Source organism: Lutibacter sp. HS1-25, from assembly GCF_004121075.1.
Taxonomy (GTDB): Bacteria; Bacteroidota; Bacteroidia; order Flavobacteriales; family Flavobacteriaceae; genus Lutibacter.
Genome location: NZ_RHLN01000157.1, coordinates 57,841 through 79,298 on the forward strand (window position 1 = coordinate 57,841; position 21,458 = coordinate 79,298).

A 21,458-nucleotide genomic window follows, 5' to 3' on the forward strand; every position below is an offset into this window, starting at 1 on the left:
TTTAGGTTTGAAATTAAAGTACTTTACTTTTTCTTTTTACCAGTTGAAACACCTGTCATACCAGCTGAAACTATAAATTTCATAACTTCACTTGAATTTGCAGTTACAGGTTTTATTTGATCTTTAGGAACTATAAATAACTCCCCAGCAAATGTGTAAGACATTGGAAAATACACAGCAACCTTATCTAGTTGATCTAAAAATTTTAGATTTTCTTCAGTAATAAAACCTAATTTTTCAAGGTCGCTATTTAAATTTATTTTCACCAAAACAGGTTTGCTAAATTTTTTCTCTTTTCCAATAAAAGCAGCAAACAAATCGTTTAAAGCATTGTAAATAAATTTCAGTAAAGGTATTTTTTCAATAATTTTTCTGAAAAATAATTTCAAAGGTCGCGCAATAAATGTTTGTCCAACAAAACCAACAATAACTAAAACCAACAACAGCGCTAAAATCCCGATTCCAGGAATTGAAACATCAAAGAAAGTTTCAAGTATGTGTTTAGAAAAATCATCGATATATGTAAAAACGGCATAAATAATATATATTGTTACGCTAATAGGTGCCAAGTACAATAGTCCTTGTAAAAGATGATTTAATAGTTTTTTAATCATAATTCTAATGTTTAATTTGAAATAATAAGTTCTGCAACTTTTTTAGATGCACCTGTTCCGCCAAGTTTTTTTTCAAGTTCAAAATAGTTTAAAAATAACTCTTGACGTTTTTTGTCTTCTAAAATTTTGTGCAATTCTGTTTCTAAGGTTTTTTCATTAAAGTCGTTTTGAATTAATTCTTTTACAACTTCTTTATCCATAATTAAATTAACCAATGAAATGTATTTGATTTTTACCAATTGTTTTCCAATTTGGTACGAAATCCAACTGCCTTTATAACATACAATTTCGGGTACTTTAAACAGTGCTGTTTCTAAAGTTGCAGTGCCAGATGTTACAATAGCAGCATAAGAAACAGACAATAAATCGTAGGTTTTATTGCTTATAAATGCAACATTTTTTTGATTGATAAATTGCTGATAAAACTCGTAATCCTGACTTGGAGCGCCAGCAATTACAAATTCATAATCGGTAAATTTATCGGCCATTTTTAGCATTATGGAAAGCATTTTTTTTATTTCCTGTTTTCTGCTTCCTGGTAATAAAGCAATAATTGGCTTTTTTGTTAGTTGGTGTTTTTCTCTAAATGACTGAATGTCAGTTTGTGATCTGTTTGCAATGGCATCAATCAATGGGTGTCCAACAAAGTGAACTGGGAAATTATGTTTTTGTTCGTAAAAATCTTTTTCAAAAGGCAAAATCACATACATTTCATCAACATCACGTTTAATTTTATGGATGCGATTTTCTTTCCAAGCCCAAATTTGAGGCGAAATATAATAATGTACTTTAATGCCTTCTTTTTTAGCAAATTGGGCAATTCGCATATTAAAACCAGGGTAATCAATTAAAATCAAGGCGTCTGGCTTAAAATCTAAAATATCTTGTTTACAAAACTTTATATTTTTAAAAATGGTTTTGATATTTAGTAAAACTTCAACAAAGCCCATAAAAGCCAAGTCGCGATAATGTTTTACCAATGTAGCGCCAGATGCTTCCATTAAATCGCCTCCCCAACATCTAATTTTGGCATCAGGATCTTTTAAAATCAAGGCTTTTATTAAATTAGCACCATGTAAATCGCCCGAAGCTTCACCAGCTATAATGTAATACTTCATTTATTTTAGAAAAAAAGTTAGTAATAATACTAAAAAAGCAATAAAAAACGTCTCCATTAAAACGCCTCTTGCTCGGTAAATTTGCTTCTTTTTTAAAAAGGTAAAAAACACAAAAAAGTTAGCAAGGGCCCCTAAGACCAAAACTTCACCTTCCAAATTACCATCTTTTATCAATTCGATGCTTGTGTAAAAATCAAATTTAGAAAAGAATTCGATAAAGATAAAACAGCCAAAAGAAGTAGCAACTAAAGCTACTAAAAAACCAATTAAAATTTCTTTTTTGATATTTTTTGAATCCATTTTAGTGCGAATTTAAAGTTTCCAATTGTTTAATTTTTGGATAAAATGATGTGCAGTTAAATCGAACTGAACAGGTACAACGGATATATAATTGTTTGCCAACGCCCATTCATCGGTATCTTCACCATTATCCATGTTTTCAAACTTTCCTGTTAACCAATAGTAAACACGACCTTGCGGATTGACTCTTTTGTCAAATTCTTCAACCCAATTTGCTCTTGCTTGTCGGCATATTTTAATACCTTCAAATTGGTTATTTTTAGGGAAATTTACATTTAAAACAACACCATCAGGCAAACCATTTTCCAAAACATTTAAAGCTATTTTTTTAATATAACTTTTTAAAGGCTCAAAATCTGCATTCCAAGAGTAGTCTAACAAAGAAAAACCAATGGCTGGAATTCCTTCAACACCTGCTTCAACAGCAGCGCTCATAGTACCTGAATAAATCACATTGATAGACGAATTTGAACCGTGGTTGATACCCGAAACACATAAATCTGGTTTTCTATCCATCAGTTCACTTACTGCCAATTTAACACAATCTGCAGGTGTTCCAGAAGATTGAAACTCGCGTTGTGGACCGTTGTCAATAGTAATTTCACTGCAATACAAAGTGTCGTTTATTGTTACAGCGTGCCCCATACCACTTTGCGGACTGTCCGGAGCAACCACTACCACATCTCCAATTTCATTCATTACAGAAATCAAAATTCTTATTCCTGGTGCTGTAATACCATCATCATTGGTAACTAATATTAAAGGTCTTTTATTCATTCTAATTTTATTAAACAACAAAATTACTATATTTTATCGGGTTTATTGTAAATTTAAAAATAACATTAATACAACTATTTCATCATATTTTCATTAATATTGTGAAAACAATGGTGGGTATTTTTATGAAAAAACTGGGTTATATTTTTTGCATTTTAATGGTTTTTAATTTTCAGCAAATTGCAGCTCAGGAAACTGATAAAAATTGTGCTTGTTGCTCTGTAGAATACCAGCAGTTTGATTTTTGGTTGGGAAAATGGGAGGTTTACGACAAAGATGCTGTTTTAATTGGTGTGAATTCAATTATTAAAATGGCCGATAATTGTTTAATTCAGGAAAAATGGATTGATGATGCTAGGCGTGGTAGTAGTACTATTTTTTATAACAATGCCGATAATACTTGGAATCAAATTTGGGTTGATAATTCAGATTTTATTTTAAAATTAAAAGGAAATTTAGAGGGTGATATTATGACTCTTAAAAGCGATTTAATTACGGGCGTTCAACTAAAATATTACAACCAAATAACCTGGACAAAAAATGAAGATGGCTCCATAACCCAACTTTGGGAAATTTATGATCAAAATGAGCTTAAAATTTCAGATGTTTTCTTAGGAATTTATAAAAAAACGTTAAATTAGTCTCCATAATAAAACGATGGCATTATTATAGCTATTATTGTTTTGTTAAATAAAAAAAATTGAAAAATAAATGATTTTGAAAAGATTTAAATTTTTACTGCCAGTACTTTTTATTGCAAGCTTGTTTTTAAGTTTTCAATCAGTAGCTGATAACAATCCAAAAGACAAGGTCTTATTAACTATTTTAAGATATGTTTTAACCGAAGGACATTATCATCCTACAGAATTTAACGATGCTTTTTCTGAAAGTGTTTACAATTCTTTTATTGAAAATTTAGATCCTTCTAAACGCTATTTTATTCAAGCTGATATTGATGAATTTTCAAAATATAAATTGTTGATTGATGATCAGATTAAGAATGAAGATTTAACTTTTTTCTATTTGGTTTACAATAGATTTAAAGAGCGTGCAAATGAAACGAAAGTTTTTTATAAGGAAATTTTAGCCAATCCTTTTGATTTTAATATTGATGAAAGTTTTGATATGGATTATGAAAAATCACCATATGCATCAGACAAAGGTCAATTAATTGAATTTTGGCGCAAGCAAATAAAAATAAGTACACTTGCTATATTTTATGATAAAATGAAAGAGGAAGAAACTAAGTTTGAGAAAGATTCTACCTATCAAATTCAACCAATGGCAGTGTTGGAAAAAGATTCAAGAGATGCTGTTTCTAAAAATATGACAGAATTTTATGAGCGATTTGATGAGCTAACTTATGCTGATTGGTTTACAACTTATATAAATTGCATTACAGAGCAGTTCGATCCACATACTTCTTATTTTGACCCATCTATTAAAAAGAAATTCGACCAGTCAATGTCTGGTAAATTGGAGGGTATTGGAGCAAGACTTCAAAAGCAAAATGAATATACCAAAGTTATTGAATTGATTTCTGGTGGTCCGGCTTGGAAACAAGGTGATTTGGAAGTAGGAGATTTAATTGTAAAAGTAGCCCAGGAAAACGGTGAACCATTAGATATTGTTGGAATGCGTTTAGATGATGCTATTGAATTTATAAAAGGTCCAAAAGGAAGTAATGTAATTTTAACCGTTAAAAAAATTGATGGAACAACTCAAATAATTACAATAACTAGAGATATTGTAGAATTGGAAGAAACCTTTGTTAAGTCAAGTGTTGTTAAAAAAGACGGAAGAACTTTTGGTGTAATTGATTTGCCTAAATTTTATATAGATTTTGATGAAACCAATTTTAGAAATTCAACAACAGATATGGTTCAAGAAATTGAACGTTTAAAAAAGGAAAATGTAGAAGGATTGGTGTTAGATTTAAGAAATAATGGAGGAGGTTCTTTACAAACAGCTATAGAAATTTCTGGATTATTTATCAATAAAGGGCCTGTTGTACAGGTAAAGTACCGTGGTGTAAAACCTGAAGTTAAAAGTGATATAGATCCAAAAATTCAGTGGGATGGTCCTTTGGTAGTTTTGGTGAATGAGTTATCAGCATCTGCATCAGAAATTTTTGCTGCAGCTATGCAAGATTATAAAAGAGCCGTAATTATTGGAGGTAAACAAACCTATGGAAAAGGAACTGTGCAAAGTGTAATTGACCTAAACCAGTATCATAATTTAAATGAAGATATTGGAGCCTTGAAATTAACAATTCAAAAATTTTATAGAATTAATGGAAGTTCTAATCAATTAGAAGGTGTACATTCAGATATTATTTTACCAGACAGGTATACTTATTTAGAAATTGGTGAACGTGATGAAAAAAATGCATTGAAATTTGATAAAGTAGCTCCAGCAGATTACACTGTTTGGAATAATTACGAAAATTTTGATGCTGTAATTAACAGTAGCAAAAAGCGTATTGCTTTAAACACTACTTTTAATTTAATTGATGAAAACGCAAAATGGCTAAAAAATGCGCAAGATGATACTTTAATTTATTTAAACTATGATGCTTATAAAAAAGATATTGAAAGTCACGAAGAATTGGCATCAAAATTTAAAGCTATTAAAGATTACACAACCAATTTAACATTTACATCTCCTATATACGAGCAAACTTTGGTTTTAAACGATACAAGTTTAGCCGAAAAGCGTGAAGCTTGGCATAAAAACTTAAAAAAAGATATATATATTGAAGAGGCTTTAAATGTGTTAGACGAATTAACTATTAAGCCAAGCTATCATTTAGTTAAAAATTAATGGTTTAAAATTGTAACTTTACCTTCTAAAGTTCAACTATTGAAAACAACACATAATTCTTTATCAAGTTTAGCACTCCAGAAGTTTAAAAAAAATACTACTGGAGTGCTTAGTTTTTGGTTTGTAATGGTTTGTGGTTTTATAGCGGTTTTTGCATATATATTAGCACCTGATAATAGTAGTAACGCCAATCAAATGCATTTAGAAATTCATTCTAAAAAACCAGGATTTGAAGTTTTAATGCTCACACTTCCCAATGAAATAAAAGCGGAACAATCTTTTTTTAATAAAACTATTTTTGGCGATAAAAACGCACAAACCGAAATTCCTATTGCAGATTATTCAATTTCAGCATCAGAATTAATCATACACACCTATACAGAAAATACAGCTATTAGTTTAACCAAATCGTATCCATTAACCTTATTTAAAGGTAGAGATATTTCAAATTACATTGCCTTAAAAAAGTATTATTTAGGTACCGATAAATACGGAAGGGATTTATTAAGTAGAATGCTTATTGGAACTAGAATCTCTTTTTTTATTGGCTTTATAGCAGTACTTATTTCATTAATTATTGGTATTTCAGTTGGTGCTATTGCGGGTTATTTTGGCGGAAAAGTAGATGCTTTTATTATGTGGTTGATAAATATTACTTGGTCAATACCAACATTGTTACTAGTTATCGCTATTACCTTGGCTTTGGGTAAAGGATTTTGGCAAGTATTTATTGCTGTTGGTTTAACTATGTGGGTTGAGGTAGCTCGTGTTGTTCGCGGACAGGTGATGAGTACCAAGCAAATGCAATATGTTGAAGCTGCTAAAGCATTAGGGTTTTCTAATTTCAGAATTATTTTTAATCATATTTTACCTAATATTATGGCACCTGTAATTGTAATTTCAGCGGCAAATTTTGCTGGTGCTATTTTAATTGAGAGTGGTTTGAGTTTTTTAGGTATTGGCGCACAGCCTCCTACACCATCTTGGGGTGCTATGATTAAAGATCATTATAGTTACATTATTTTAGGAAAAGCATACTTGGCAATTATTCCAGGTGTTGCAATTATGTGTTTGGTTATGGCATTTATGCTAATTGGTAATGCTTTGCGCGACGCTTTGGATGTAAAAAACTAATTTATTCTAATTTATTATTTTAAATTTGCAAACAATAAAACCTACATTTTTATGTAGGTGCTATTAACGTATTGTTGTTATACATTGCGTGTGTGTAAAAAGGGTAATTTATAATTATTTGAATTAATTTATAAAATACTACTATCTAAATTGTTAAAAAGCCACTTGATTAAGTGGCTTTTTATATTTACAGCAATTATAATTTATTGTTTTTCTTGTTTTTTTAGATGAAGTTTAATGTCTTTTTGTTAAATATTTGTTAAGATAGAACTATGTTAAGCATAGTACTGTAACAATTTTAATTATCGATAGTCTTTTAGATATATTAACAATTTAAAACTATTTATTATGAAAAAACTAATGTTAACGGCTATAGCCATTGTAATTGCAACTTCAACTTTATTTGCAACAAATGTAAACCCAGATGATACTAATAAAAATATTAGAAGTCAAATTGTAACATTAATGGAAGCTCCTGATTTTACTGTTGCTGAAGATTTAACAGTAACAATTCAATTTACGTTTAACTCTGAAGGAGAAATAATTGTTTTAGACATAGATTCAAAAGATAGCAATGTTTTAAAATATATCAGAAAAAATTTGAATCATAAATTTATTAACAATCCAGGAGAAAAAGATAAATTGTATATTATTCCTTTAAAAGTAAAAAGACAATAAACGCTAAAAACTCAAATCAAAAGGTTTGGGTTTTTTTATAAATAAGCCTATTAAATATAAATGTTTAATAGGTTTTTTTGGTTTTATGAAAAAAAATTGCCCAATTTATGCAGTAATTGAGCAATTTTAACTAACCAAACTTTATAAATGTATTAGAACCCCTCCTAATTACACTACAAAGATAAAGCATATGTATACAGTATAGCACGACACATAATGTCGTACGGTTTTTCGAATAAAACACTAATTTAATTAGCAATTTTAGGCTAAAACTAAGTATTTTATAACTCAAATATCTCCTATTGGTTTTGGAGCTTATTTGCTAAAACAATTGATTTTTAAAGAGAATACTTATATTTGTAGTTCTAAAAATAAAGTGAAGGTTAAAAGTTTACTTTTATACTACAATTTTATTTGTAAAAATGTTATGAGTATGATATTTGAAGTCGAATTTAAAACTAAGTGGTCAGATTTTGACCCAAATCGTCATATGCGTCACACCGCTTATAACGATTATGCTTCTGAAGTTAGGGTGCGTTATTTTCAAGAACATGGTTTGTCTATAACTGAATTTTCAAAGTTAAATATTGGTCCTATTTTATTTAAAGAAGAAACTTCCTTTTTTAAAGAAATTCATATTGGAGAAAATATCACTGTGAAAATGGAACTTGAAGGTGCTTCAAAAGGAATTGAACGTTGGCGATTTAACCATCAAATTTTTAATGAAAATGGAATTCTTTCTGCTGAAATAAAAGTTTATGGTGCTTGGATTGATTTAGAAAAAAGGAAACTTACTGCACCACCACAAAGCTTTGTGTCTATTTTTGAGAGTTTGCCTAAAACTAATAATTTTGTTGAAATACCATTAAAAGAGTGCGCAGTAGAAAACTAGTTTACACTTTAATAACTTTATTGTTTGCTACGGGGTTTTATATTTACGATAATTATAATGCTAAACCAAATGAGCAAACAGTTGAGGTTGTAAATTCCAGCTTTAATTATTTGCCAACATCAACAACGGGTCAAATAATTCACCATCAAAATTATTCGCTATCGTATCACGAAAAATATGAACAAGCAGAGTGGGTAGCATATACATTAAGTGCAAATCAACTTTTAAACAATAAATTTAAAAGACCTTATTTTGAACAAGATTCAAAGGTTTTAACTAAAAGTGCCAATTACTGGAACTACAAAAATTCAGGATATAACAAAGGGCATTTGTGTCCGGCAGGAGATAGAACTTTTTCAGAAGAAGCCTATAATGAGACTTTTTTAACATCTAATATTTCGCCGCAAATTTACGAATTTAACGCAGGTATTTGGAATAGGCTAGAGCAAAAAGTACGCTATTGGGCTAAAAAATATGAAAAACTTTATATTGTTACTGGTGGTGTTTTAGAGTCTAATTTGAAAACTATTGGCGATGAAAATGTAGCTGTTCCAGATTACTTTTATAAAATTATTTTAGATATTAAAGAACCAGAAATTAAAGCAATTGCATTTCTAATACCGCATGAAGCTTCAGAGAAAGGGTTGTATCAATATGTGGTTAGTATTGATGAAATTGAAAAATTAACAGGTATTGATTTTTTTGCTGAGTTACCAGATGATTTAGAAAATAATATTGAAAAATCGAAAAGCTATGCGGCTTGGAGTTTGCGTTAGTTTTTTATACGCTAATTATTATTGATGAATTACAAGGAGGCACTAAAAGTAAGGGGCTTTCTAAAAAGCATCAAAACTCGTCATTCTAAATTTATTTACTCACATTTTATCTTATTTATAAAATAGGAATTCGTAAATCTTCGATTTCAGAATCTCATTATGCTGTAAATCAGTTGTTATAAGAACCTGAATTAAGTTCAGGTTTACGGGAGTTCACTTTTTAGACAGCCTCTTTTTTAAATCAGTTTAGCATTAATTAGCATTTAATTCAAAAGGATAAATAACTTTCCAATCTGTTTTCATATTAATAACAGTCCAACCTTTTTCATTGGCTTCATCTAAGCCTTTGTCTAATTTTCCTATATGTGAATTTTTATCATATGCCCATTCTCTAATAGAATCTGTGTGGTGCACATATAACATAAAACTTTTTAGCTTATTAGATGCTGTCCATTGCATCATTTGTAAATCACCATCAGAATTACCTGAAGAAAAAACAGGTTTTTTACCAATAATTTTTTGAATATTTAAAGGTTTTCCTTCTTTATCATCTATAAAATCTAATTCAGGTAAACGTTTAATTACAGGGTTTCCATTGTTATAATTAAATTCAGTTTTTATACGAGAACCTAAAATTTGCTCTTCAGGAATACCGTAAATCTCAGTAACAAAAGCACGCATAAAATCTACTCCACCACCTGAAACTACATAGGTTTTAAAATCATTGGCTCTTAAATATTGCAACAATTCTAACATTGGTTGATACACCAATTGATTAAACGCTACATTTTTTGTTGGATGTTTTGCTGTTGCTATCCAATTTTTTACATCAGCATCAAATTCATCAGTTGTAATGTCAGCGTGTGTAGCCATAACCAATTTAATTATACCATGTTCTCCTTGTTTAGCCAATTCAGTCATATCATTTTCTAAAACCGCTTTAAATGGTTGTTGTGTTTTCCATTCAGGATGCGCTGCAGCCATTTCTTTTACTCTATCAATAGCAAAAAACAATTGAAAATACGCAGGTTGCTCAGACCATAAATTGCCATCATTATCAAAAACTGCAATCCTATCTTTGATAGGAATAAAATTAGGACTTTCACTATTAGTAACATCATTCACATAAGTTAAAATAGCCTCTTTTGTTTTTCCTTCATTCCAAGATGGAAGTGGATCTGAATGTTCTATAACATTTTTATGCGTTGCTGTTTGAGAATTTTCGTTTTTACAACTTACTGTAAACATCACTATTCCCAATAATAAAAGTGTAAATATTTTTTTCATAATACAATAATTCAAATGAAATTAATTAAAAAAAGGCAGACCAATGGCCTGCCTTTTTTTTGATATTTTAAGCTTAATTGCTTTTGGTAACCATTCCTTCAATTTGTTTTTCTACTTTTGAAAGACTCCAATCTCCGGCTGTTTGGCTTGGTGGATAGTCTTTAAATGTACTTAAGAAATTAAAAGCATAACCTTGAATTGCTATTAAAATATATGCTCGGTCTATATACCAATCGTAGTAAGTATTAGAGCCTTGTAATGCTTTTTCAAACGGATCTCTTCTTAGGTTAAAAAGGTATGGAGCTCTTAATTCAATAAAAGGCTCTAACCAAATTTGTAATTGGTCTGCTCTATTCACTTGGAACATTGCTTTCCAATCACCATATCTTAAAGCCGCAATTTGACCAGCATCATTTACATAAATAAATCCTTCTCTTGGAGATTCTTTAGCTGTACCTTTTAAATATTCCAATTGATTGTAACCATCTATATAATTTTTATATGATCTTCCGCCCATTGTTACACCTTTTTTAGCCTTTTCAACAATGTTTGGTTCACCTGCAATTGCAGCAAAAGTTGGTAGCCAATCTTCATGAGCAACAATTCCATTTAAAGTTTTACCCGCAGGGAAATGACCAGGCCATTTTATAAATGCAGGTACACGGTAAGCACCTTCCCAAGAACTATTTTTTTCACCGTGGAATGGTGTAGTTCCAGCATCAGGCCAAGTGTTATAATGTGGTCCATTGTCTGTAGAATACATTACAACAGTATTGTCTGCAATACCTAATTCATCTAATAAATCAAGTAATTGTCCTACATGTAAATCGTGTTCAACCATACCGTCACCGTACTCATCTTGTCCAGAAATTCCTCTATGCTCTTCTTTTACATGAGTTCTAAAGTGCATACGAGTACCATTCCACCAAACAAAGAAAGGTTTGCCTGAAGCAACTGTTTTTTTGATAAAAGCTTTTGTTGCAGCTACACTTTCGTCGTCAATGGTTTCCATTCTTTTTTTGGTAAGTGCACCAGTATCTTCAATACGTTGTCCTCCTTTACCATCAGCCCAAGAATGAATAACACCTCTAGGCCCATATTTATCTTTAAAAGTAGATCCATCCTTTAAAATCATATCGGCAGGATAATCCATGTTTTCAGGTTCTTCTTCTGCATTTAAATGATATAAGTTTCCAAAAAATTCATCAAATCCGTGATTTGTTGGTAAATGTTCATCACGGTCACCTTGATGGTTTTTTCCAAACTGACCAGTAGCGTAGCCTTGATTTTTTAATACTGTAGCCATGGTAAGGTCGCTTTCTTGCCAACCTTCTTTAGCGCCTGGCATACCAACTTTAGTCATTCCAGATCTAACAGGTACACTACCACTAATAAATGCTGCACGACCGGCAGTACAACTTTGTTGGGCATAATAATCGGTAAAAGCAACACCTTCTTGGGCTATTTTATCAATATTAGGGGTTGTATAACCCATCATACCTCGGTTATTGTGACTTATGTTCCAAGTCCCAATATCATCACCCCAAATAACAAGAATATTTGGTTTTTTAGATTGTGCAAAAGTGTCAGCTACTTGATAAGTGAAGAATACACTTAAAAGTAAAAGTTTAAAAAGAGTTTTTTTTTTCTGATTCATAATAGTTTGTATTTATTGATAAAATTTATATTAATTTTTAATTACTTGATATTAGGTTATAATATTAAGTAAGATTAATAGGGTAATTGCATCTAATTTTTACTTATAAAATCAAATAAATAACTAATAATAGTAGGGGTAAAGCAATTTAATTTTATCAAATATATTATTTTTTTTATATTTTACAATATTTTTTAATTAGTTAAATTGTTAATTTTAAAATGTTTAATGTGTGATTTATCTTTATTTTGAAGTTCTTTTTAAAATTTCAAGCAATATGAATTCTTTTTTTATAAGTGTTATGATTAATAATTTTGAGATTATAAAATAAAAAAACTGCCCAGTATTTTAAGGTACTGAGCAGTTATAATTAAAATATTTTTTTTACAAAAAGTTTTTGTTTTGTGATGTAAAAAATGAATTTTATTGAATAGTTTATAGAACTGTATTTATAGTGTTAAAAAAAATCCCAACATAACTTAATATGGTGAGATTTTATATATTTTAAGAAAGATATTTATGTTTTGCTAATGAATAGCTTCAACACCTCTTACTCTTGAACTTAGTCTTATTGCTTCTTCAACATGGTAAATAAAAATTTTCCCATCACCAAGTCTTCCATCCGAAGCATTTTCAATAATAACATCAATACATTTTTCCATATTATTATCGCTTACTACGCAAACAATCATAACACGTGTATGTAAAATCATTGATTGTTCTGTACCTCTATATCTTTCTGAATAACCTTTTTGTAAACCTGTACCTTTAACTGGAATTACTGTAATACATGGAATTCCTGAAATTTTCAATGCTTTTTGAACAGCTTTTAATTTTGAAGGTCTAATTATTGCTTCTATTTTTTTCATCAGATTTAATTTTAGTGTTAATAATTATTCAAAAATGGTGTAAGCTTCAACTCCAAATGATACAGCATCAATACCTGCAGATTCTTCTTCACGAGAAACTCTTATACCAATAGTTTTTTTCATAATACTTAAAATGATATAAGTAATTGCAAACGAGAAAGCACCAATTACAACTACACCAATAGTTTGAGTTAATAGTAAAGAAAATCCTCCTCCAAAAAACAATCCACCATCTGTAGCAAATAGTCCAACAGCAATAGTACCAAACAATCCGTTTACACCATGCACGGCAATAGCACCAACCGGATCATCAATTTCTAAATTGTCAATTTCAACAACAGCAATATCAACAATGGTTCCAGCAATAAGACCAATAATAATTGCAGAGTTGGTATCTACAACATTACAACCTGCTGTAATAGCAACTAAACCAGCAAGTACTCCATTTATAACCATTGTTACGTCAATTTGACCGTATTTAAAATAGGTATAAATCATAGTTGCAATACCACCAGCAGCAGAGGCTAAAAATGTATTTACAACAACAGTTCCAATTAATTCCCAGTTTCCAACGGCAGCCAAAGTTGAGCCTGGATTAAATCCAAACCAACCAAACCATAAGATAAAACCTCCAATTGCAGCCAATGGTAAGTTGTGACCAGGAATGGCTATTAGCTCTCCGTTAACATATTTTCCAATACGAGGTCCTAAAACAATTGCAGCAGCTAAAGCGGCAAAACCACCCATAGCGTGTACAGCTGCAGATCCTGCAAAATCGTTAAATCCTCGTTGAGCAAGCCAACCATTTGGATTCCAAACCCAGTTTGCAGCTAAAGGATACATAAATGCACAAAATATAACAACAAACAATACATAAGGCCAAACTTTCATACGTTCTGCAACCGCCCCTGAAACAATAGAAATAGAAGCTATTGCAAAACCAAGCTGAATAAACCAGAATAATTTATTAGAAACGGTTAGACCTAAGCCTAAATCTCCTTCCATAATTCCATAGTCAAAAGCAAACCATCCGTTTGATGCGCCATAAGCAATTCCAAAACCTACAGTATAAAAGGCCAAACCTCCAAAAGCAATGTCAATCATTACTTTACCCATAATACTCATTGCATTTTTTGATCTTACAAAACCCGCTTCTAATAGCGCAAATCCGCCTTCCATTAAAAATATAATAGCGCCACATAAGGCAACCCAAACGGTATCAATAGATTGAATTAGTTCTTGATGATTGTCTATAGCGGCAGTAGTTATTTCTTCCATAAATTTTACTTTGGTAGTTATTTAAAATTTTTAAGGCCGAAAGTTAAGGAATTTTGTAAATAATGGATTTTAAGATCTCTTTGAATGTGGATAAGTTAAAAATCAAAATAGCAGAATATTGACCGCAATAGTGTTTTGATGAAATTAAAAAGAATGAAAATTAAATATTGATGTCATAATAATAGTCAATATGCGTAAAATAACAAAAAATATTATTCTGTTAGTTATCTGTGAATTGTTGATTCCTTAATAAGGAAGTTTTGTAAAAAAATCAATATTCATTTAAAAAAAACTGCCCAACCTTTTGAATGGTTGGGCAGTATATAATTTTAATAAGGCTATTTATGAATTTGTGTAGAAAATAATAGCTAAAAACGACTCATAGAGTAGCATTGTTTTTATTTATACTTTTTTAAATCTTTGAGAAAGTTCAAATTGCTCTTCGTATAAACAACCAGGTCTACCAAATATGTGTTTTACGCTTTTTAAGGAATTGTTATTTTTGATAGTCAATTTATCATTATTAAAAATGGTGATTTTTTTTAAATTTTTTGATTCGTCTTCAACTATAAAAAATTTTAAATTAAATTCTTTATTTTCTGATTTATCTAAAATGCCCCAAGTATACGCTTCTTTATGATCTTGAATATGAAATAATTTTTGTTCGTTGTCAATTTCAACTTTAGTGTTTCTGTAGTTTTGAAAATCTACAATATATCCATCAACATCTCTTGTTGCATTTTCTTTGAAATAATAAGTTTCAAGATTTTTATTTGAATGTTTTTTTAATATTTTCCACATAATATCTATAATTTTAAAGGTTAAACATGTTAGTATAGCAGTATTTTAATACTTTTTAGCTTTACATTGTTTAACAAATATATTTTGTAATGTTGGAAATATACACGACACACAGTGTCCTATAATTTTGTTTTTTTATTCAAAATTATAAATAAAAAAAAAGCCCTTCATTTCTGAAGAGCTTTTTGTGCGGGCGGGGAGACTCGAACTCCCACACCTTGCGGCACCAGATCCTAAGTCTGGCGTGTCTACCAATTCCACCACGCCCGCGTGGTTTATTGTGGGTGCAAATATACACAAATGTTTAAAATTGCAAAGTAGTTGGGCAATATTTTTTTTACCTATTTTAATCCAAATAAAAATGTGTATTTTTGAATGATACAAACTACGTTTAAATGGAAAATTTAAAATCATATATTGGTCTAAATAAAGACAGGTTTATAAATGAATTGATTGAATTGTTAAAAATCCCATCAATTAGTGCAGATTCAGCTTACAGTCAAGATGTTTTAAATACTGCAGATGCTGTAAAAGAAGCTTTAGAAAAAGCAGGTTGCGATTTGGTAGAAATTTGTGACACACCAGGTTATCCAATTGTTTATGGAGAAAAAATAATTGATGCAAGTTTACCAACTGTATTGGTTTACGGACATTATGATGTTCAACCTGCAGATCCAATAGAACTTTGGACTTCGCCTCCTTTTGAGCCTGTTATTAAAACAACACCAGCGCATCCTGAAGGTGCCATTTTTGCTCGTGGTGCTTGTGACGATAAAGGTCAGATGTATATGCACGTAAAAGCATTGGAATATATGACTGTTAATGGCAATTTACCTTGTAATGTGAAATTTATGTTAGAGGGTGAAGAAGAAATTGGTTCGCCTAGTTTGGCTTGGTTTGTTGAACGAAATCAAGAAAAGTTAAGTAATGATGTTATTTTAATATCTGATACTGGTATGATTTCAAATGCGCAGCCATCAATTACAACTGGTTTGCGTGGCTTAAGTTATGTTGAAGTGGAGGTTACTGGTCCAAATCGCGATTTACATTCTGGTTTATACGGAGGTGCTGTTGCAAATCCAATCAATATTTTATCAAAAATGATAGCTTCTTTGCACGATGAGAATAATCATATAACCATTCCTGGTTTTTATGATGGTGTAGAAGAATTGACCTTGGAAGAAAGAGCTGAAATGGCAAAGGCACCATTTTCATTAGAAGCCTACAAAAATGCATTGAATATAGATGATGTTTATGGTGAAAATGGTTATACCACTAACGAAAGAAATTCTATTAGACCAACATTAGATGTAAACGGAATTTGGGGAGGTTATACAGGTGAAGGTGCAAAAACTGTGATTGCAAGCAAAGCTCATGCTAAAATTTCGATGCGTTTAGTACCTAATCAAGATTGGAAAGTAATAACAGAACTTTTTACCAAACATTTTGAAAGTATTGCGCCAAAATCGGTTAAAGTAAAGGTAACTCCACATCACGGTGGGCAAGGCTATGTTACACCTATTGATAATATTGGGTATAAAGCAGCTAACAAAGCTTATACTCAAAGTTTTGGAGTTCCTGCAATTCCGCAACGATCTGGAGGAAGTATTCCTATTGTTGCCTTATTTGAACAAGAATTAAAAAGTAAAAGTATATTAATGGGCTTTGGCCTGGATAGTGACGCTATTCACTCACCAAACGAACATTTTGGAGTTTTTAACTACTTAAAAGGTATAGAAACCATTCCGCTGTTTTATAAGTATTTTACTGAAATGTTTAAATAAAAAAATCCCCTAAGAAATTTAATTCTTAGGGGATTTTTTTATTTAAATTACGAATTACGAATTACGAATTACGAATTACGAATTACGAATTACGAATTACGAATTACGAATTACGAATTACGAATTACGAATTACGAATTACGAATTACGAATTACGAATTACGAATTGCGAATTGCGAATTGCGAATTACGAATTACGAATTACGAATTACGAATTATGAATTACGAATTATGAATTACGAATTATCAATTATCAATTATCAATTATCAATTATCAATTGTAAATTATCAATTGTAAATTATCAATTGTAAATTATCAATTGTAAATTATCAATTGTAAATTATTCATTAACCACCTGTCCTCTATGAGGTTTAAGTGCATCTTTGTATGTTTTCATATCAACTTCATCAATAATTATAAAAGCAATTGTGTGCATTTCATTTATTATTGAAACTGCTATTTCGTAAAAGTGCAGTTTTTCTATTGTTGCATATTCTTTTAAATGAATGCAATGGTGTTCTGCAGTTTTTTGGGAATGAGGACCTCTAAAATCCCAAATCAGTTTTATTTTTCGTTTCAAAGCTTAGTTGTGACTGATGTACATTAATAAATTACCATCTTTAACCGAAACATGCACATCGTTTTCATTGGCTTTATTTCTTGTTCCAATGCGTTCGCCAAAAGTTAAAGTGTCATTATTTAATGGGTATAACAACCCTTTTGTGCTAATGCCGTTTGCTACTGGGATAGGGATTAACGAAATGTTTCGATCTTTTAAATTTGTACCAACAAAAAAATCTTCAACAAAAAAATAAATTCCAAAATCATCGTAAAAAGTAATATTTAAACCAATTTTCCATTGCAATGCAGTACTAATGTTTCCTAAAAAGTGATCGTGTTCTTTTCCGCTTCCACCATAAACATCAATATGATAATACCCACGATGTTTTAAAATTTGTAGTGCCTTTTCAAAATCGGTAAAATCTTGATTTGGCGTTTTAATAACTTCAACAGTTATTGGTATTTTGTGTATAGAATCAAAATCGCCAGTTACCAAATCTGGTTCAATATTGTTTTTTTTGAAATGATTGTATGCGCCGTCTATGGCACAAACAATGTCGTATTGCGATAGGTCTGGAAAAATTTTAGGTTCCGAACCGTTTAGTAAAATAAATGCTTTTTTCGTTTTCATAGACTGCAAAAATAACGAAAAGTTGAATATAAAATGTTTAGTTAAAAAAATTATCTTTGTTCAAAATTTATATTTTGACTGAAACCGATTTTATTTTATCAAATTTTGATGTAGCAAAAGCATCTTGTGGAAGTGTAACCTGGAAAACGCCAAGCAATATTGCTTTGGTAAAATACTGGGGAAAGCAAGAGCCTCAATTACCTGAAAATACTTCGATAAGTTTTACATTAAACAATTGTTGTACTATAACAACGTTGGAATATAAGCTAAAATCAGAAGTTCAGAATAGCGAAAGTGAATTCAATTTTGAGGTTTTTTTTGAAGGTAAAAAGAAAGATGATTTTAAACCTAAAATTCAAAAATTCTTTCAAAGAATTGCACAGTATGTTCCGTTTTTAAAAGATTTCGATTTTGTTATAAAATCAGAAAATTCATTTCCACATAGTAGTGGTATTGCTTCTTCAGCAAGTGGTATGAGTGCTTTGGCATTGTGCTTAATGAGTTTGGAAAAAAAGTTAAATCCAACAATTACCAATAAGTATTTTAATGAAAAAGCATCATTTTTAGCACGTTTAGGTTCTGGAAGCGCTTGCAGAAGTATTGAAGGTGAATTAATTGTTTGGGGAAAACATCCCGAAATTGAAGCTAGTTCTGATTTATATGGTGTAAAATTTCCGTATAAAGTTCATAAAAATTTCAACAATTATCAGGATACTATTTTGTTGGTTGATGAAGGTGTAAAGCAGGTTTCAAGTACAGTTGGACATAATTTAATGTACAATCATCCGTTTGCCAAACAACGTTTTAAACAGGCAAATAATCATATTTCAAAAATTAAAGAAGTGTTGCAAAATGGTGATTTAAAAGAATTTATTGCCATTGTTGAAAGTGAAGCGTTGAGTTTGCATGCAATGATGATGACCAGTAGTCCTTATTTTATTTTAATGAAACCAAATACATTGAAAATTATTCATAAAATTTGGGAATTTAGAGAAGCTACAGGATCATCTATTTGTTTTACCTTAGATGCGGGTGCAAATGTACACGTGCTATTTCCTGAGCATGAAAAAGAAAAGGCTAATAAATTTATTGTTAATGAGTTAATTCAGTTTTGTCAAGAAAAACATTATATTTGCGACAGTGTTGGAAAAGGAGCTTTTCAATTGACAATGGATAATTAATAATTGACAATGAAAAAGGAAAATGTAATTAAAACGAAAAGTTTTTTGTTTTCTGTACGAGTTGTAAATCTATATAAATTTTTATCTAAAGAGAAAAAGGAGTTTGTTATTTCAAAACAATTATTACGTTCAGGAACAAGTGTTGGCGCTTTGGTAAGAGAATCGGAACATGCTGAAAGTAATGCTGATTTTATTCATAAATTATCTATTGCCTTAAAAGAAGCTAATGAAACAGAATATTGGTTAGATTTGTTAAATGAAACCAATTACTTAAATGAAAATGAGTATATTAGTATTAGAGAAGATATAAAGGAGTTGTTACGATTATTGATAAGTATTATTAAAACATCAAAATTAAAATAATTGATAATTGACCATTATCAATTGTCAATTTTAAAAAATATGAAAGGACCACTATTTTACGCAAAAATTTTACTTTTTGGAGAGTATGGAATCATTAAAGATTCTAAAGGATTGGCGATACCGTACAATACTTATCAAGGTGCTTTAAAAAAATCAGAAGAATTGTCTGAAGCAGCTCAAAAATCTAATTTGAGTCTTCAAAAATTTTACAACTATTTATTGAATCTTGAAAAACAAGATCTAGTTCATTTTAGATTGAATGAATTTAAAGTTGATATTGAAGAAGGTATGTATTTTGATTCTAGTATTCCGCAAGGTTACGGAGTTGGAAGTTCAGGAGCTTTAGTAGCGTCTATTTACGATAAATATGCCGATGATAAAATAACTGTTTTAGAAAATTTAACAAGAGATAAATTGTTGAAATTAAAACATATTTTTTCATTAATGGAGTCTTTTTTTCATGGCAAAAGCTCAGGTTTAGACCCGTTAAATTCTTACTTAAGCCTTCCTATTTTAATCAATTCAAAAGACAATTTAGAGCCTACAGGAATTCCATCTCAAAAGGAGGGAAAAGGAGCAGTTTTCTTATTAGATTCTGAAATTATTGGTGAAACAGCTCCAATGATTAACATTTTTATGGAAAAAATGAAAAATGAAGGTTTTAGAAAAATGTTAAATGAAGATTTTGCCAAACATACTGATGCTTGTATTGAAGATTTTTTAACTGGAAATGTAAAATCTTTGTTAAGCAATGTAAAACAATTGTCTAAAGTAGTTTTGGTGAATTTTAAACCTATGATTCCAAAAACTTTTCATAAAATATGGAAAAAAGGAATTGAATCTAATGATTACTATTTGAAACTTTGCGGCTCTGGAGGTGGAGGTTATATTCTCGGTTTTACTGAAGATTTTGAGAAAACCAAAACGATTTTAAAAGATTATAAACTTGAATTGGTTTACAGATTTTAATTAAAATTGGTTGTTATTCTTAAAAATGGATTTATTAGAAATCTCTAAAAAAAACAGTAGAAAAAAATTCCCCCTTTATATTAAGGTCTTAAGTTTGTTTTCGGTTGTGAGGGGTTACAATATTTTTTTAATTGTAATTGCACAGTATTTAGCTACTATTTTTATTTTTTCACCCGAAAAATCTTTAAAGCAAGTAATTTTTGATCCTAATTTGTATTTTATTGTGCTGTCTACAATTTGTGTAATTGCAGCGGGTTATATAATTAATAACTTTTATGATGCTGAAACAGACATTATAAACCGGCCAATAAAAGCAAAAATAGATAGAATTGTTGACCAAAAAACCAAATTAAGAATATACTTTTTACTTAATTTTATAGGTGTAATGGTTGCGTTTTTAGTTTCGTGGAAAGCTGCCTTGTTTTTTGCTGTTTATATTTTTTTAATATGGCTTTATTCTCATAAGTTAAAAAAATATCCCTTAACAGGTTTATTTTCGGCCGCAACGCTCGCATTATTGCCATTTTTTGCCATTTTTGTTTATTATAAAAATTTTTCTGAAATTATTTTTACACATGCCGCATTTTTATTTTTTATTTTATTGGTAAGAGAATTGGTAAAAGATTTAAGTAAAATTAGAGGAGATTTTGCTCAAAATTATCAAACCATTGCAGTAAAATACGGTGAGCATTTTACAAAAATTTTAATAACTTTTTTGGTGTTTTTAACCTTAAATCCTATTTATTTTTTGTTGAAATACCCTGAAATTGGAGGTATGAAATATTATTTTTATGTTGCAATAGTTGTATTATTTGTGTTTGTTGTGTTGCTTTGGTTTAGCAATAGTAAACGCAATTACAGTATTTTACATTTTTTATTGAAATTATTGATACTTGCAGGTGTATTTAGCTTAGCGTTAATAGATTATTCGGTAATAATTGATAGAATTTTGTTAAAATAAAAA

The 21,458-nt window shown here is 30.0% G+C and carries 22 protein-coding genes and 1 tRNA gene; 11 read left to right on the forward strand and 12 right to left on the reverse strand.

Translation table 11 applies throughout. The features are described from left to right. Positions 1–23: 23 nt before the first annotated feature. The 4 genes from EC396_RS15780 to surE are packed head-to-tail and all read right to left on the reverse strand — an operon-like array spanning position 24 to position 2,809. Positions 24–614: a DUF502 domain-containing protein gene (locus EC396_RS15780; RefSeq protein ID WP_129367827.1), complete on the reverse strand. Its 591-nt coding sequence runs from the start codon at positions 612–614 to the stop codon at positions 24–26. Positions 615–625: 11 nt separating this feature from the next. Further along, a complete protein-coding gene (lpxB, locus tag EC396_RS15785) occupies positions 626–1,732 on the reverse strand; it encodes a lipid-A-disaccharide synthase (RefSeq protein WP_129367828.1) in 1,107 nt (368 codons plus the stop codon). Further along, positions 1,733–2,032: a hypothetical protein gene (locus EC396_RS15790; protein ID WP_129367829.1), complete on the reverse strand. Its 300-nt coding sequence runs from the start codon at positions 2,030–2,032 to the stop codon at positions 1,733–1,735. A 12-nt stretch (positions 2,033–2,044) separates the two neighbouring features. Beyond that, positions 2,045–2,809, reverse strand: coding sequence for a 5'/3'-nucleotidase SurE (gene surE, locus EC396_RS15795; RefSeq protein WP_129367830.1), 765 nt, complete (start codon positions 2,807–2,809; stop codon positions 2,045–2,047). Positions 2,810–2,910: 101 nt separating this feature from the next. Between surE and EC396_RS15800 the strand changes: the two genes are divergently transcribed. From EC396_RS15800 to EC396_RS15825, 6 genes are all read left to right on the forward strand, one after another. Beyond that, the gene (locus tag EC396_RS15800; RefSeq protein ID WP_129367831.1) at positions 2,911–3,450 is read left to right on the forward strand and encodes a hypothetical protein; all 540 of its coding nucleotides are present in this window, start codon (positions 2,911–2,913) and stop codon (positions 3,448–3,450) included. A 76-nt stretch (positions 3,451–3,526) separates the two neighbouring features. Continuing rightward, entirely contained in the window at positions 3,527–5,632 is a 2,106-nt protein-coding gene (locus EC396_RS15805; RefSeq protein ID WP_370276528.1) for a carboxy terminal-processing peptidase, read from the forward strand. A 39-nt stretch (positions 5,633–5,671) separates the two neighbouring features. Further along, positions 5,672–6,766: an ABC transporter permease gene (locus EC396_RS15810; protein WP_240665738.1), complete on the forward strand. Its 1,095-nt coding sequence runs from the start codon at positions 5,672–5,674 to the stop codon at positions 6,764–6,766. A gap of 348 nt (positions 6,767–7,114) precedes the next feature. Then, positions 7,115–7,444, forward strand: coding sequence for a hypothetical protein (locus tag EC396_RS15815; protein ID WP_129367833.1), 330 nt, complete (start codon positions 7,115–7,117; stop codon positions 7,442–7,444). 433 nt (positions 7,445–7,877) lie between these two features. Beyond that, positions 7,878–8,336: a thioesterase family protein gene (locus EC396_RS15820; RefSeq protein WP_129367834.1), complete on the forward strand. Its 459-nt coding sequence runs from the start codon at positions 7,878–7,880 to the stop codon at positions 8,334–8,336. Then, entirely contained in the window at positions 8,318–9,112 is a 795-nt protein-coding gene (locus tag EC396_RS15825) for a DNA/RNA non-specific endonuclease (protein ID WP_129367835.1), read from the forward strand. Before EC396_RS15820 ends, EC396_RS15825 begins: the two co-directional genes overlap by 19 nt. Before the next feature lie 252 nt (positions 9,113–9,364). Here EC396_RS15825 and EC396_RS15830 read toward each other — a convergent pair whose 3' ends face one another. The 6 genes from EC396_RS15830 to EC396_RS15855 all read right to left on the reverse strand — a co-directional run bounded on the left by EC396_RS15830 (position 9,365) and on the right by EC396_RS15855 (position 15,274). After that, positions 9,365–10,399 carry an HAD family phosphatase gene (locus EC396_RS15830; protein ID WP_129367836.1) on the reverse strand — a complete coding sequence of 345 codons (1,035 nt, stop codon included), beginning with the start codon at positions 10,397–10,399 and terminating at the stop codon, positions 9,365–9,367. Positions 10,400–10,472: 73 nt separating this feature from the next. Further along, positions 10,473–12,056: an arylsulfatase gene (locus EC396_RS15835; RefSeq protein ID WP_129367837.1), complete on the reverse strand. Its 1,584-nt coding sequence runs from the start codon at positions 12,054–12,056 to the stop codon at positions 10,473–10,475. 527 nt (positions 12,057–12,583) lie between these two features. Then, positions 12,584–12,925: a P-II family nitrogen regulator gene (locus tag EC396_RS15840; RefSeq protein WP_129367838.1), complete on the reverse strand. Its 342-nt coding sequence runs from the start codon at positions 12,923–12,925 to the stop codon at positions 12,584–12,586. Positions 12,926–12,949: 24 nt separating this feature from the next. Continuing rightward, on the reverse strand, positions 12,950–14,203 hold the full coding sequence (locus EC396_RS15845) for an ammonium transporter (protein ID WP_129367839.1): 1,254 nt from the start codon (positions 14,201–14,203) through the stop codon (positions 12,950–12,952). Between the two features lie 402 nt (positions 14,204–14,605). After that, complete coding sequence (locus EC396_RS15850; protein ID WP_129367840.1) at positions 14,606–15,004, reverse strand: hypothetical protein; 399 nt, start codon at positions 15,002–15,004, stop codon at positions 14,606–14,608. Between the two features lie 188 nt (positions 15,005–15,192). Beyond that, positions 15,193–15,274, reverse strand: a tRNA-Leu gene (locus EC396_RS15855). Between the two features lie 125 nt (positions 15,275–15,399). Between EC396_RS15855 and EC396_RS15860 the strand changes: the two genes are divergently transcribed. Continuing rightward, positions 15,400–16,788, forward strand: coding sequence for a dipeptidase (locus EC396_RS15860; protein WP_129367841.1), 1,389 nt, complete (start codon positions 15,400–15,402; stop codon positions 16,786–16,788). Positions 16,789–17,129: 341 nt separating this feature from the next. On the opposite strand, the gene EC396_RS15865 is transcribed toward EC396_RS15860, so the two are convergent. Both EC396_RS15865 and EC396_RS15870 read right to left on the reverse strand, forming a co-directional pair. Beyond that, positions 17,130–17,369, reverse strand: a complete 240-nt coding sequence (locus EC396_RS15865) for a hypothetical protein (RefSeq protein WP_129367842.1) — start codon at positions 17,367–17,369, stop codon at positions 17,130–17,132. A 3-nt stretch (positions 17,370–17,372) separates the two neighbouring features. Further along, a complete protein-coding gene (locus tag EC396_RS15870) occupies positions 17,373–17,981 on the reverse strand; it encodes a thiamine diphosphokinase (protein ID WP_129367843.1) in 609 nt (202 codons plus the stop codon). Positions 17,982–18,055: 74 nt separating this feature from the next. On the opposite strand from EC396_RS15870, the gene EC396_RS15875 reads away from it, so the two are divergent. From EC396_RS15875 to EC396_RS15890, 4 genes are read left to right on the forward strand one after another with little or no spacing between them, the layout of a single operon-like run. Next, the gene (locus EC396_RS15875) at positions 18,056–19,162 is read left to right on the forward strand and encodes a diphosphomevalonate/mevalonate 3,5-bisphosphate decarboxylase family protein (RefSeq protein ID WP_164975332.1); all 1,107 of its coding nucleotides are present in this window, start codon (positions 18,056–18,058) and stop codon (positions 19,160–19,162) included. 9 nt (positions 19,163–19,171) lie between these two features. Further along, the gene (locus EC396_RS15880) at positions 19,172–19,525 is read left to right on the forward strand and encodes a four helix bundle protein (protein WP_129367844.1); all 354 of its coding nucleotides are present in this window, start codon (positions 19,172–19,174) and stop codon (positions 19,523–19,525) included. A gap of 39 nt (positions 19,526–19,564) precedes the next feature. Next, positions 19,565–20,494: a mevalonate kinase gene (locus tag EC396_RS15885; RefSeq protein ID WP_129367845.1), complete on the forward strand. Its 930-nt coding sequence runs from the start codon at positions 19,565–19,567 to the stop codon at positions 20,492–20,494. Between the two features lie 25 nt (positions 20,495–20,519). Next, positions 20,520–21,455, forward strand: a complete 936-nt coding sequence (locus tag EC396_RS15890; protein WP_129367846.1) for a geranylgeranylglycerol-phosphate geranylgeranyltransferase — start codon at positions 20,520–20,522, stop codon at positions 21,453–21,455. Positions 21,456–21,458: the final 3 nt, after the last annotated feature.

Coding starts and splice junctions, on each gene's coding strand:
- EC396_RS15780 (WP_129367827.1), bottom strand. CDS start 614: ATGATTAAAAAACTATTAAATCATCTTTTACAAGGACTATTGTACTTG.
- lpxB (WP_129367828.1), bottom strand. CDS start 1,732: ATGAAGTATTACATTATAGCTGGTGAAGCTTCGGGCGATTTACATGGT.
- EC396_RS15790 (WP_129367829.1), bottom strand. CDS start 2,032: ATGGATTCAAAAAATATCAAAAAAGAAATTTTAATTGGTTTTTTAGTA.
- surE (WP_129367830.1), bottom strand. CDS start 2,809: ATGAATAAAAGACCTTTAATATTAGTTACCAATGATGATGGTATTACA.
- EC396_RS15815 (WP_129367833.1), top strand. CDS start 7,115: ATGAAAAAACTAATGTTAACGGCTATAGCCATTGTAATTGCAACTTCA.
- EC396_RS15820 (WP_129367834.1), top strand. CDS start 7,878: ATGATATTTGAAGTCGAATTTAAAACTAAGTGGTCAGATTTTGACCCA.
- EC396_RS15830 (WP_129367836.1), bottom strand. CDS start 10,399: ATGAAAAAAATATTTACACTTTTATTATTGGGAATAGTGATGTTTACA.
- EC396_RS15835 (WP_129367837.1), bottom strand. CDS start 12,056: ATGAATCAGAAAAAAAAAACTCTTTTTAAACTTTTACTTTTAAGTGTA.
- EC396_RS15840 (WP_129367838.1), bottom strand. CDS start 12,925: ATGAAAAAAATAGAAGCAATAATTAGACCTTCAAAATTAAAAGCTGTT.
- EC396_RS15845 (WP_129367839.1), bottom strand. CDS start 14,203: ATGGAAGAAATAACTACTGCCGCTATAGACAATCATCAAGAACTAATT.
- EC396_RS15850 (WP_129367840.1), bottom strand. CDS start 15,004: ATGTGGAAAATATTAAAAAAACATTCAAATAAAAATCTTGAAACTTAT.
- EC396_RS15860 (WP_129367841.1), top strand. CDS start 15,400: ATGGAAAATTTAAAATCATATATTGGTCTAAATAAAGACAGGTTTATA.
- EC396_RS15870 (WP_129367843.1), bottom strand. CDS start 17,981: ATGAAAACGAAAAAAGCATTTATTTTACTAAACGGTTCGGAACCTAAA.
- EC396_RS15880 (WP_129367844.1), top strand. CDS start 19,172: ATGAAAAAGGAAAATGTAATTAAAACGAAAAGTTTTTTGTTTTCTGTA.
- EC396_RS15885 (WP_129367845.1), top strand. CDS start 19,565: ATGAAAGGACCACTATTTTACGCAAAAATTTTACTTTTTGGAGAGTAT.
- EC396_RS15890 (WP_129367846.1), top strand. CDS start 20,520: ATGGATTTATTAGAAATCTCTAAAAAAAACAGTAGAAAAAAATTCCCC.